This is a genomic window from Pseudomonas sp. TJI-51 (genome assembly GCF_000190455.2).
Taxonomy (GTDB): domain Bacteria; phylum Pseudomonadota; class Gammaproteobacteria; order Pseudomonadales; family Pseudomonadaceae; genus Aquipseudomonas; species Aquipseudomonas juntendi.
Genome location: NZ_AEWE02000051.1, coordinates 1 through 11,382, shown reverse-complemented (window position 1 = coordinate 11,382; position 11,382 = coordinate 1). Strand labels below are relative to the sequence as shown.

General features: G+C 59.1%; 12 protein-coding genes. 9 read left to right on the top strand and 3 right to left on the bottom strand.

Annotated features, from left to right (window positions below):
* Positions 1 to 100 precede the first annotated feature (100 nt).
* The 8 genes from gmd to G1E_RS11740 all read left to right on the top strand — a co-directional run bounded on the left by gmd (position 101) and on the right by G1E_RS11740 (position 8,727).
* Positions 101 to 1,132: a GDP-mannose 4,6-dehydratase gene (gene gmd / locus G1E_RS11775; protein WP_009685964.1), complete on the top strand. Its 1,032-nt coding sequence runs from the start codon at positions 101 to 103 to the stop codon at positions 1,130 to 1,132.
* Positions 1,132 to 2,028: a GDP-mannose 4,6-dehydratase gene (locus tag G1E_RS11770; RefSeq protein ID WP_009685963.1), complete on the top strand. Its 897-nt coding sequence runs from the start codon at positions 1,132 to 1,134 to the stop codon at positions 2,026 to 2,028. The genes gmd and G1E_RS11770 overlap by 1 nt, the downstream gene beginning before the upstream one ends.
* Entirely contained in the window at positions 2,025 to 3,167 is a 1,143-nt protein-coding gene (locus tag G1E_RS11765; RefSeq protein WP_009685962.1) for a glycosyltransferase family 1 protein, read from the top strand. The genes G1E_RS11770 and G1E_RS11765 overlap by 4 nt, the downstream gene beginning before the upstream one ends.
* Positions 3,164 to 4,273, top strand: coding sequence for a glycosyltransferase family 4 protein (locus tag G1E_RS11760; RefSeq protein ID WP_047149835.1), 1,110 nt, complete (start codon positions 3,164 to 3,166; stop codon positions 4,271 to 4,273). The genes G1E_RS11765 and G1E_RS11760 overlap by 4 nt, the downstream gene beginning before the upstream one ends.
* Positions 4,274 to 4,414: 141 nt before the next feature.
* Positions 4,415 to 5,386 (top strand): SDR family oxidoreductase, encoded by a 972-nt coding sequence (locus tag G1E_RS11755; RefSeq protein ID WP_009685959.1) that lies wholly within the window; start codon positions 4,415 to 4,417, stop codon positions 5,384 to 5,386.
* Positions 5,383 to 6,387 (top strand): glycosyltransferase family 4 protein, encoded by a 1,005-nt coding sequence (locus tag G1E_RS11750; protein ID WP_047149834.1) that lies wholly within the window; start codon positions 5,383 to 5,385, stop codon positions 6,385 to 6,387. The genes G1E_RS11755 and G1E_RS11750 overlap by 4 nt, the downstream gene beginning before the upstream one ends.
* Positions 6,388 to 6,492: 105 nt before the next feature.
* Positions 6,493 to 8,499, top strand: coding sequence for a nucleoside-diphosphate sugar epimerase/dehydratase (locus G1E_RS11745; RefSeq protein ID WP_009685956.1), 2,007 nt, complete (start codon positions 6,493 to 6,495; stop codon positions 8,497 to 8,499).
* Positions 8,500 to 8,727, top strand: coding sequence for a KpsF/GutQ family protein (locus G1E_RS11740; RefSeq protein ID WP_009685955.1), 228 nt, complete (start codon positions 8,500 to 8,502; stop codon positions 8,725 to 8,727).
* Positions 8,728 to 8,774: 47 nt separating this feature from the next.
* On the opposite strand, the gene kdsA is transcribed toward G1E_RS11740, so the two are convergent.
* From kdsA to G1E_RS29445, 3 genes are all read right to left on the bottom strand, one after another.
* The gene (gene kdsA, locus G1E_RS11735; protein ID WP_009685954.1) at positions 8,775 to 9,617 is read right to left on the bottom strand and encodes a 3-deoxy-8-phosphooctulonate synthase; all 843 of its coding nucleotides are present in this window, start codon (positions 9,615 to 9,617) and stop codon (positions 8,775 to 8,777) included.
* A gap of 304 nt (positions 9,618 to 9,921) precedes the next feature.
* Positions 9,922 to 10,197, bottom strand: coding sequence for a DUF3077 domain-containing protein (locus G1E_RS11730; RefSeq protein ID WP_009685953.1), 276 nt, complete (start codon positions 10,195 to 10,197; stop codon positions 9,922 to 9,924).
* Positions 10,198 to 10,495: 298 nt separating this feature from the next.
* Entirely contained in the window at positions 10,496 to 10,618 is a 123-nt protein-coding gene (locus tag G1E_RS29445) for a hypothetical protein (RefSeq protein ID WP_009685952.1), read from the bottom strand.
* 317 nt (positions 10,619 to 10,935) lie between these two features.
* Between G1E_RS29445 and G1E_RS11725 the strand changes: the two genes are divergently transcribed.
* Positions 10,936 to 11,271 (top strand): helix-hairpin-helix domain-containing protein, encoded by a 336-nt coding sequence (locus tag G1E_RS11725; RefSeq protein ID WP_029885250.1) that lies wholly within the window; start codon positions 10,936 to 10,938, stop codon positions 11,269 to 11,271.
* Positions 11,272 to 11,382 lie beyond the last annotated feature (111 nt).

Here is an 11,382-nt window from a genome sequence, read left to right as displayed (position 1 = left end):
ATACTTCCGCATTGAATCTTTACACGCACGGCAGGAACGGCCCGCGTGGTTCCATTATTTATCCATGCCCGCACGGCACTATCGGAGTTGGTTAAGTCGCATGAAAGCAATCGTTACTGGGATCACTGGTCAAGACGGCGCCTACCTGGCGGAACTGCTGCTGGAAAAGGGTTACACCGTTTACGGCACCTACCGTCGCACCAGCTCGGTCAACTTCTGGCGCATCGAGGAGTTGGGTATCCATACCAACCCTAACCTGCACCTGGTCGAATACGACCTCACCGACCTGTCGGCCAGCATCCGTTTGCTGCAAACCACCGAGGCCACCGAGGTATACAACCTCGCCGCGCAAAGCTTTGTGGGTGTGTCGTTCGAGCAACCGCTGACCACCGCCGAAATCACCGGCCTGGGTGCGGTCAACCTGCTCGAAGCCATTCGTATCGTTAACCCCAAGGCGCGCTTCTACCAGGCTTCCACCTCGGAAATGTTCGGCAAGGTGCAGGAAATTCCGCAGGTCGAAACCACCCCCTTCTACCCGCGCAGCCCTTACGGTGTGGCCAAGCTCTACGCTCACTGGATGACCATCAACTACCGTGAGTCGTACAACATCTTCGCCACCAGCGGCATCCTGTTCAACCACGAGTCGCCACTGCGTGGCCGTGAGTTCGTGACCCGCAAGATCACCGACTCGGTAGCCAAGATCAAGCTGGGCCTGCTGGACAAGCTGGAGCTGGGTAACCTCGACGCCAAACGTGACTGGGGCTTCGCCAAGGAATACGTTGAGGGCATGTGGCGCATGCTGCAGGCTGCCGAACCGGATACCTTCGTGCTCGCCACCAACCGTACCGAAACCGTACGCGACTTCGTTACCATGGCCTTCAAGGCAGTCGGTATTGAAATCAAGTGGAGCGGCAAAGACGAAGCAGAGCAGGGCAGCTGCGCTGCAACCGGTAAGGTACTGGTTGTCATCAACCCGAAATTCTACCGCCCAGCCGAAGTCGAACTGCTTATCGGCAACCCGGAAAAGGCCAAGAATGTGCTGGGCTGGGAGCCCAAGACCAGCCTCGAAGAGCTGTGCCGCATGATGGTCGAAGCCGACCTGCGTCGTAACGAACAAGGGTTCTCGTTCTGATGCAAATGGCCAGCAAACGCGCACTCATCACAGGTATACACGGGTTCACCGGCCGCTACATGGCGGCAGAACTACGAGCTGCTGGCTATGAAGTTTTCGGCACTGGCAGCCAGCCCCTGCAGGCCCCTGACTACCGTCAGGCCGACCTTGCCGATGGGCCTGGGTTACGCGCGTTGCTGGCCGAACTGCAGCCGGATGTCATCGTCCATCTGGCTGCCATTGCTTTTGTAGGGCATGGTGCTGCCGACGCGTTCTATCAGGTCAACCTGATAGGTACGCGCAACCTGCTCGAAGCTATTGCGGCCTGCGGCAAAACACCCGAGTGTGTGTTGCTTGCCAGCAGTGCCAATGTTTACGGCAACGTTTCCGAAGGGCTGCTGAACGAGCAGACGCCGCCGGCGCCCGCCAATGATTACGCGGTCAGCAAACTGGCCATGGAATACATGGCCAGGTTGTGGTGCGATCGGCTGCCTATCGTTATCGCGCGGCCCTTCAACTACACCGGTGTCGGGCAGGCAGACAACTTCCTGCTACCCAAGATCGTCTCGCACTTTCGCCGCAAGGCCGAAGTGATCGAGCTTGGCAACCTGGATGTCTGGCGCGACTTCAGTGACGTACGCGCGGTTGTCCAGGCCTATCGTGGCTTGATCGAAGCACGGCCGGTCGGGCAGGCGATCAATGTCAGCTCTGGTACAACCCATTCGTTGCGCGAAGTGCTCGGCAAGTGCTCGGCTATCACGGGGCACCAACTCGAGGTACAGGTGAATCCGGCTTTTGTCCGCGCTAACGAGGTCAAAACCCTGTGTGGTGACAACGCAAAGCTGCGGGCCTTGCTACCTGGCTGGGAAACTCCGTCGCTGGATGAAACGCTGGGTTGGATGCTTGCAAATCAATGAAGCTCATTCTTTCAGTCGAGCCAATTCGCTTCCCGCTGACTGGCATTGGGCGCTACACATTCGAGCTGGCCTCCCGGCTGCAGCAAAATCAAGAGATTGAAGACCTACGGTTTTTTGCCGGTCGCAGTTTTTTGCCGGCCTTGCCCAAGCCTGCCGATCAGTCAGATGCGGTTCACGGGCTAAAGCGCTTAGTGCAAAAGAACGCTCTGGCAGTCGAGGCTTACCGGCGGCTGATGCCCTATCTGCGTAAGCGAGCATTGTCCGGCCATGAGGGGTCTATCTACCACAGTCCCAATTATTATCTGCCACCTTTCGGCGGGCGGAGCGTGGCCACGTTCCATGACCTTTCCCCATTCACCTGGGCACACTGTCATGCACCGCAAATTGCCCGCTACCTGCAGAAAGAGCTGGAACTTACGCTCAAGCGTGCTGATGCATTGATCACGGACTCACATTACACCCGGCAAGAACTGGCTGATTATTTTGCCTGGCCTATCGAGCGTATCCATACGGTACCGTTGGCAAGCTCACCAGGGTTTCACCCGCGCAGCACAGAGGCCCTGCGCGAGGCCTTGGCCCGCCATGGCCTGCAACCGCGCGGCTATAGCCTGTTCGTCGGCACCATCGAGCCGCGCAAGAACATCGTCTCGCTACTGGATGCCTACAGTCGTCTGCCGCTCGCCCTGCGCCAACGCTGGCCGTTGATTCTTACCGGTTACCATGGTTGGCGCAGCGAAGCCATTCATGACCGTATCGCCCAGGCGCAGCAGCAGGGGTGGGCACGCTACCTCGGGTTCGTGGCCAGCGCAGACCTGCCTTTGCTGTTCGCCGGCGCGCGCCTGTTCACCTTCCCGTCGCATTACGAAGGGTTTGGCTTGCCGGTACTTGAAGCCATGAGCTCCGGGGTGCCCGTTGTGTGCTCCAACAGCTCGTCGCTGCCGGAGGTGGCAGGCCCGGCTGCGCTGATGTGCGCACCTGATGATGTAGAAGGGTTGACTGCATTGTTGCAGCAAGGGCTTGAGGACGAAGCCTGGCGGGCAACGGCGGTGCAGCAGGGCCTGTTGCATGCCGGCGGCTTCTCGTGGGAGCGCTGTGCCCAGGCAACGGTCGAGGTTTACAAGTCGGTCAGGGAAAGATGATAAAGGTTCTGCATTTTTTCAAAACGTACTACCCGGACTCCATGGGCGGTATCGAGCAGGTAATCTTCCAGATTGCCGAAGGGACTCAAGCCCACGGCGTTGAACCTGAAGTGCTCTACCTCAGCCCACGGGGCTCAGGGCGTGACGAACGCGTGGCCAACCACCGCACCCATCGGGCCAAGCTGGATTTGCACGTCGCCTCCACGGGCTTCTCGCTGTCGGCAATGAAGGATTTTGCCGAACTCGCCAGCCAGGCAGACATCGTGCATTACCACTTCCCCTGGCCGTACATGGATGTTGTGCACTTCCTGGCCCGGCTGAACAAACCGACCGTGGTCAGCTACCACTCCGATATCGTCAAGCAAAAGTGGCTGCTCAAGCTCTACCAGCCCTTGATGCGGCGGTTCTTTTCCAGCGTTGATCGTATAGTTGCATCTTCGCCGAATTATGCCGCACATAGCCCGGTGCTGACCCAGTTCAAAGACAAGGTCGCCATAATTCCCTATGGTTTGGACCGGTCCACTTACCCCGCCGCCAGTGCCGAGAAGCTGGCCTATTGGCGGCAACGCCTGGGCGAGCGTTTTTTCCTGTTCGTTGGCGCCTTGCGCTATTACAAGGGCCTGGATTATTTGCTGGAAGCCGCGCGTATCAACGGCTTGCCGGTGGTGATCATGGGGGGCGGCTTCCTTGAGCATCAGCTGAAGCAGCAGGCGGCGGAGGCGGGGTTGCACAATGTCCAGTTCCTGGGCGGGCTTCCGGATGACGACAAGGCGGCGTTGCTTGAACTGTGCTACGCCTTCGCTTTCCCGTCCCACCTGCGTTCGGAGTCGTTCGGCATCTCGCTGCTGGAGGCGGCCATGTATGGCAAACCGCTTATCTCCTGCGAAATGGGATCGGGCACAACGTTCATCAACCTGGCCGACGAGACGGGGCTGGTAGTGCCTCCACGCGATGCCGCAGCGCTGGCGCAAGCCATGCAACGGTTGTGGGACGATCCGGCCATGGCCCAAACCATGGGAGGGCGGGCGTTGCAGCGCTATGAGCAGGTATTCACCGCATCGGCCATGGCGTCTGGCTATGCCGAGCTCTATCGTAGCCTGCTTTAGCTGTTCACCCGCGCAGCCAAGCAGCAAGTCCGGTAGGCCATTGCGGCACCGAAGCGCGTTGCACGGTGGTGGATCGGGCAGTGGTTGCGCCCTGGCAATTTCCGTTCAAACCTGCGCCCCGTTGACTCGAGACAGAGCTATATGGAAAAACGCACGATACTCGTTACAGGTGCAAGCGGCTTCATCGGCAGCGCGCTATGCCGTCAGCTGGCCAGTAACGTGGGCTTCGATACCCGAGCCGCACTGCGTGGCAATGGCCAGGCACCCGTTGCGGGTGCACAAGCGGTGCGCATCGCTGACCTCGCCGCCAGCACCGACTGGGCTGCAGCACTGGCCGGTGTCGATACTGTGGTGCATGCCGCTGCCCGGGTGCATGTCATGAGGGAAACTGCCAGCGACAGCCTGGCCGAGTTCCGTCGGGTCAATGTCGAGGGCACGCTCAATCTGGCCCGCCAGGCCGCTGCCGCAGGTGTAAGGCGCTTTATCTTCATCAGCTCGGTCAAGGTCAATGGTGAGCTCAGCCAGCCAGGCAAGCCGCTGCATGCTGATGATGTGCCGGCACCGCGGGATGCCTATGGGCTGTCCAAGCTCGAAGCAGAGCAGGGGTTGCGCCAGCTGGCAGCGACTACCGCGATGCAGGTGGTTGTGATTCGCCCTACGCTGGTCTACGGGCCGGGGGTCAAGGCCAATTTCCATAGCATGATGCGTTGGGTGCAGCGTGGTGTGCCACTGCCATTCGCAAAGGTCGACAACCGTCGCAGCCTGGTGTCGGTGGCCAACCTGGTCGACCTGATCATTACCTGCATTGACCATCCAAACGCCGCCAACCAGACCTTCATGGCCAGTGACGGGGAAGACGTTTCCCTCAGCCAACTGCTGCATGCCCTAGGTCGCGTGCTGGGGCAGCCGGCGCGCTTGCTACCTGTGCCGGTGGGGGTGTTGCATGGCGCAGCGCAGTTGGTGGGGCGGCGGGACCTCGCCCAGCGCCTGCTCGGCTCACTGCAGGTGGATATTGCCAAGAACCGGCAGTTGCTCGGCTGGTACCCTCCCTACACGTTGGAACAAGGACTGAAAATGACCGCTCAATCTTTGCTGGAAGCGCGCCGCCCATGATCTGGCTCGTTTTGGCGGCAGGCGTGGCAGCATGGTGGATGACGGCAGCGCTGCGGCGTTATGCGCTGTCCCGTAGCCTGATGGACATTCCCAATGCACGTAGCTCACACACACTGCCTACCCCGCGCGGCGGCGGCTTGAGCTTTGTGGTGGCTTTTCTGCTGGCAGCACTTTGTATGGCTATTGCAGGGCCTATCGCACCCTCCGTGGTGGTCGGGGTGCTGGGCGCCGGGGGGCTGGTGGCGGTGATCGGTTTCATGGACGACCACGGGCATATCGCTGCGCGCTGGCGCCTGTTGGGCCATTTTGCGGCTGCGGCCTGGGGCCTCGCTTGGCTGGGGGGCATGCCGCCCATCAATGTGTTTGGCTTTACGCTGGCCCCCTTGTGGCTGAGCAGCCTATTCGGCGCGCTGTACCTGGTATGGCTGCTGAACCTCTATAACTTCATGGATGGTATCGACGGCCTCGCCAGTGTCGAGGCCATCTGCGTTTGCGTGGGGGCCAGCCTGTTGTACTGGGTAACCGATCATGCTCATCACGCCTGGCTACCCCTGTTGCTGGCTGCCACGGTGGCCGGCTTCCTGTGCTGGAATTTCCCCCCCGCCCGCATCTTCATGGGTGATGCGGGCAGTGGTTTCCTCGGTATGGTGCTGGGCCTGCTGGCGTTACTGGCAGGTTGGGTAAACCCGCTATTATTCTGGGGGTGGTTAATACTTTTGGGTGTGTTCGTGGTGGATGCCACATTTACCTTGGTTCGGCGTTTGCTGCGCGGCGACAAGGTTTACCAAGCGCATCGCAGCCATGCTTACCAGTACGCGACCCGTCACCACGGCAGCCACCGCACAGTCACCTTGGCCGTGGCGGCCATCAACCTGGGTTGGCTGTTACCCGTGGCTATGGTGGTCGTGGTATTTCAGCTCGATGGTGCACTGGGAACCTTGGTGGCCTACGTACCTCTGATAGTGTTGGCGTTAATCTATAAAGCAGGGGAAAAAGAATAGGATGAGCAAGCTCCCAAGGCATCCAGCAGGTGAACCTACCCTGCGCCTGGCCCCTGAAACGCCGCCGGCCGTCATTCGCAGCCTGTTTGCGCTGAGGCATGCCAGATGAGCGCAGCGAAGAACAGCAGGGTGCGTGAATACCTCGTCAATCTGTCCAGGCGGCAAAAACGCCTGGTGCAAGTGTGCGCCGACGTGGTGTTGATCTGGCTAGCACTGTGGTTGTCGTTCATCGTGCGCCTGGGCATCGACGAGATGTACAACCCTATAGTCGAGCATCGCTGGCTGTTCATGGCTGCACCGGTAGTGGCCATTCCGCTGTTCATTCGCTTTGGCATGTACCGGGCGGTAATGCGTTATTTCGGTAATGACGCCTTGGTCGCCATCATCAAGGCGGTCACCCTGTCATCGCTGATATTGGCCGTGGTTGTGTATTGGTACAGCAACCACCAGGTCCTTGTCCCTCGCTCCATCGTGTTCAACTATTGGTGGTTGAGCATGGTGATCATTGGCGGGTTGCGCCTGGTCATGCGCCAGTATTTCATGGGTGACTGGTTTACCGGCGCCCATCAGATACCGTTCGCCAGCCGCGATGACGGCTTGGTCAAAGTGGCCATCTACGGCGCTGGCACGGCCGGCAACCAGTTGCTTGCAGCACTGCGCATGGGCCGTGTAATGCGTCCGGTGGCGTTCATCGATGACGATGGCGATCTGGCCAATCGGGTTATTTCCGGCTTGCAGGTCTACAAACCGAAGCATCTGCAGCAGATGATCAAGGAAACCGGAGCGCAAGAGATCCTGTTGGCCCTGCCTTCCGTGTCGCGCGCCCGGCGCAAAGAGATACTGGCCCTGCTTGAGCCGTACCCGCTGCATGTGCGCAGTGTGCCGGCCTTTGCCGACCTGGCCAGTGGCCGGGTCAAGGTAGATGACATTCAGGATGTCGACATTGCCGACCTGCTTGGGCGGGACCCAGTGCCAGCCCAGGAAGATCTGCTCGAACGCTGTATTCACAAGCAAACGGTCCTGGTTACCGGGGCAGGGGGCTCCATAGGCTCAGAGCTTTGCCGCCAGATCATCGGGCTCGGGCCTACTACCTTGCTGCTGTTCGATCATAGTGAGTACAACCTGTACGCGATTCTTACCGAACTGGAGCAGCGCATTGCACGCGAATCGCTGTCGGTGAGGCTGTTGCCCATTCTGGGCTCAGTGCGTAATCAGCAACATCTGGCAGATGTGATGGCGACCTGGCGTGTGGCCACTGTCTATCATGCGGCCGCTTACAAGCATGTGCCGATGGTTGAGCACAACATGGCCGAGGGCATTCTGAATAATGTCTATGGCACGCTCTGTACGGCGCAGGCGGCTTTGCAGTCAGGTGTCGCGAACTTTGTGCTCATCTCCACCGACAAGGCAGTACGGCCTACCAATGTAATGGGCGGCACCAAGCGTCTGTCGGAGTTGATTTTACAGGCCCTCAGCCGCGAGACGGCTCCCGTGTTGTACGGTGACAGCAGCAAGGTTGCGCGGGTCAATAAAACCCGCTTCACCATGGTGCGGTTTGGCAACGTACTGGGCTCCTCTGGCTCGGTGATACCGTTGTTTCACAAGCAGATCAAAAGCGGTGGCCCGATTACGGTTACGCACCCAAAAATCACCCGCTATTTCATGACTATCCCCGAAGCTGCCCAATTGGTCGTGCAGGCCGGGGCTATGGGCCAAGGCGGGGACGTGTTTGTTCTTGACATGGGCGAGCCGGTGAAAATCGTGGAGCTGGCCGAAAAAATGATTCACCTGTCGGGCCTTAGCGTGCGTAGTCCAGCGAACCCCAGCGGCGATATCGCAATTGAGTTCACAGGGTTGCGCCCGGGGGAGAAACTGTTTGAAGAGCTGTTGATCGGTGACGACGTTTCTCCTACGGTTCACCCCATGATCATGGTTGCGAATGAAGACTACATAAGCTGGGATCTTTTGCGTGACCGTTTGGGTGTATTGCTCAATGCCGTGGCCGTGGATGACTTTGCTCGTATCCGTCAATTACTGAGGGAATTGGTCAACGGGTACGCGCCATCAGGTGAGATTGTCGACTGGATCTACCAGCAACAACAAAAAAGCTGATTGCTGCTTTTCGTCCTGCGAGGTGCTTTGCTGAAGGGTAACCAGGTCATTCACTCCACCGTTATCGAATCCATGAAGTTGAACTCTCATACCATCCCGGCAGATTGCGGCGAGTCGGTCGCTGAAGCCTACATGCTGGAAAACAAGATCCGTGCCTTGATGGTGGTGGACCCCGGCGGCGCGATTGTCGGTGTTGTTGACACTTTCGACGGCAACCCTGGGTCTTGATACACGGCCGCTTCTGACGCAGAAGCGGCCCAGTTCATCATCGCAGCTTAAGCAATGGTCAACGGCGGGAACGACTTGACCAGATCATCGAGCGCCTTGATTTGCGCGAGGAAGGGTTCCAGCTTGTCCAGTGGCAGGGCGCTGGGGCCGTCACACTTGGCTTGATCAGGGTTAGGGTGGGCTTCGAGGAACAGGCCGGCCAGGCCCACGCCCATTCCCGCACGCGCCAGCTCTACCACCTGCTCACGCCTGCCCCCGGAAGCCGCGCCGGATGGGTCACGGTTTTGCAGGGCATGGGTGACGTCAAAGATGATCGGCAGGTCTTCGCAGGTGCGTTTCATGACGCCGAAGCCAAGCATGTCCACGACCAGGTTGTCGTAGCCCATGCACGTGCCCCTGTCACACAAGATCAGCTGGTCATTACCCGCTTCCTTGAACTTGTGCACGATGTTCTGCATTTGCGACGGGCTAAGGAATTGCGGCTTTTTGATATTCACTGGCTTGCCGGTTTTGGCAAGGGCGACCACCAGGTCTGTCTGGCGGGCGAGGAAAGCCGGCAGCTGCAGTACATCGACCACTTCCGCGACCGGGGCCGCCTGGTAGATTTCGTGAACGTCGGTGATGATCGGTACGCCGAACTCGGCCTTCACCTTTTCGAAGATCCGCAGCCCTTCCTCCATGCCGGGGCCACGGTAGGAGTGGATCGATGAGCGGTTCGCTTTATCAAAGCTGGCTTTGAACACATACGGGATGCCCAGCTTCTGTGTGACGCGCACGTATTCGGCACAGGCGGTCAGCGCCAGGTCTTCAGACTCGAGAACATTGATGCCGCCGAACAGCACAAAAGGAGCCGAGTTGGAGCATTCGATGGTGGAGTTGATCTTGATCATTTTTTACTCGATAGGCCCAAAGGGCAGCCATTGGGACATGGCAAGTGAATTGTAGTCAGCATGCCCTTGCTAACTGCGGACGGGGGGATTCTACAATCTTTCAGCCGCTCTTTGAGCATGAGCGGATAGGGGAGCTTTTGGCCGGCTCGTATGCATTCACTTTCCGTCGGGGGTATCGCCGCATTTGCCTGCTGTCCAACCGCCGGGTGCGGAAAACCGCACCTCCGGTGGTGTGGACGGGCGACGGGCTTGTCCCGTTACCGCGACCCGATCACTGGGTTTGGATTGCCTGGTGGCAGTGCTTTTAGTGGCGTTTGTTCTTGGCAATTTCGATGTCGTTCATCAGGGCCTTGGCCAGGGCCAGTAGGTAATCCGCTGCGCCCAGCATCTTGTGGTCATCCTCCATGTCGCCTTCGCGTACCAGGTGCTTGCAGTAGCCTAGCAGCACGGAGACATGCTCATACGCATCGTCTACCGGAACGCCGGGCTGCACGCGCAGCAGGTCCAGGGTGGGGTTGCCGGCTTCGAGGAAGGTTTCGATGCCTGCGGTTAGGATGGGGGCTTGGTCGTGGTTTTTCATGGCTGTAGCTCCTGAAAAGTGGAACCGCCACGCGGATCTTTCTCACGGATCAGGGTGGCAGTCGTACACGGGGTGAGAAACCGAGGGAGCTACAAAGCCCGGCCAGACCGTAGTCTGCCCGCGTACGACTGCCATTACAGTCAAGCCAGATAACTCGCGTCGGGTTCTCACACCCGGTCACCAAATCGGCGACCCGGTGAAGTTATCCCTAGGGCATTTCCCCGGCTATTCAGCTGCTTCTGACCGGAGCGTAGGATAGTTCGCTTGTTGTCCAAAGCTGAAGAGGCGGGGAAGCGTTTCAGGAAAGTCTGACATAATTGATTTCGACAGATTGACTGGTCCCATCGGGATCGAAGGCCAGGGCAAGGTCGATGTGTTGTAACGCGGCGTCCCATTTCACCTCCACCGACAACAGTGGCATGGTCAGGCTTCCGGTTCTTGGGGCATTGTGCGGCGTGCCTTGTGGGAAAACAGCCGGCTAAGGGTGGGCAGGCGCTTGCGGAGATTTAGGCACTTGCCCACACGTCGGTCGGCAGGGCCATGCCTCAGTGAGGACGACGCCTAAGGGGGGGCTGTGAACTCGGTTTGAGGGTCGGCGAGGTTGATAGGCTTGTTGACGGATCTGGTAACCATTCGCTGGTGGGCGTGGGTGTTTTGCTTCCGAGTTAGTCGCTAGGGTTGTTGGCACAGCCGAAGGAAACCGGCTGCTGTAAAAGACCAACCCAAGGAGTGTTCACCATGCGTAACAACGTTCTGTCGTACCTGCTGCTGCCGCTGTTCGCCAGCCTGTCCTTTTCCCTCAGTGCCGCCCCGGCCAATACGGCAGCGGTTGCCGAACCGGTGCCCATAGTCAGCCAGCAGCAGGTGCAGCAGCCGCAACGGCTGGACCTGAACAAGGCCGATGCCCTGACCCTGCAGAAGGAGCTGAATGGCATTGGCAAGGCCAAGGCCGAGGCTATTGTGGCCTACCGCGAAGCGAATGGGCCGTTTGCCTCGGTGGATGAGTTGCTGGAGATCAAGGGGATAGGCAATGCCCTGCTGGAGCGCAACCGGGATAAGGTGATGGTGGAGTAACTGCAGGAGGGGCAGGGGTCATGCCAGTCAGTTAAGTAATTTGGGGCCGCTTTGCGACCCTTCGCGGGCACGCCCGCTCCCACAGGGGATCGCGCATTTCTTGAGTTCAGC